This window comes from Mesorhizobium sp. M00.F.Ca.ET.216.01.1.1 (genome assembly GCF_004010325.2).
Taxonomy (GTDB): Bacteria; Pseudomonadota; Alphaproteobacteria; order Rhizobiales; family Rhizobiaceae; genus Mesorhizobium.
In genome coordinates this window covers 1-306 of the sequence record NZ_SADR02000432.1, presented here as the reverse complement: position 1 = coordinate 306, position 306 = coordinate 1, and the positions used below count along the sequence as shown (strand labels likewise).

The following is a 306-nucleotide window of genomic DNA, read 5'->3' as shown; positions in this document are numbered from 1 at the left end:
CTGCTCTCAGGGATCGGCGTGGACGTGCATCATGCCTTGCCGGGCGTCGGAGAGAATTTGCAGGACCATCTGCAAATCCGCACCGTCTTCAAGGTGTCGAATGCGGCGACGCTTAACCAGCGCTACCACAATCTGGTCAGCCGCGCGTCGATGGGGCTGGAATACGTGTTGAAGCGCAGCGGACCGTTGTCGATGGCGCCGAGCCAGCTCGGCATCTTCGCCAGGAGCGATCCGCGCCTTGCGACACCCGACCTCGAATACCATGTGCAGCCGCTGAGCACGGACCGGCTGGGCGAGCCGCTGCAT

1 pseudogene is annotated in these 306 nt (G+C 63.4%); it reads left to right on the top strand.

Annotated features, from left to right (window positions below):
• Positions 1 to 306: pseudogene (locus tag EN859_RS36815) on the top strand (GMC family oxidoreductase); the annotation flags it as partial.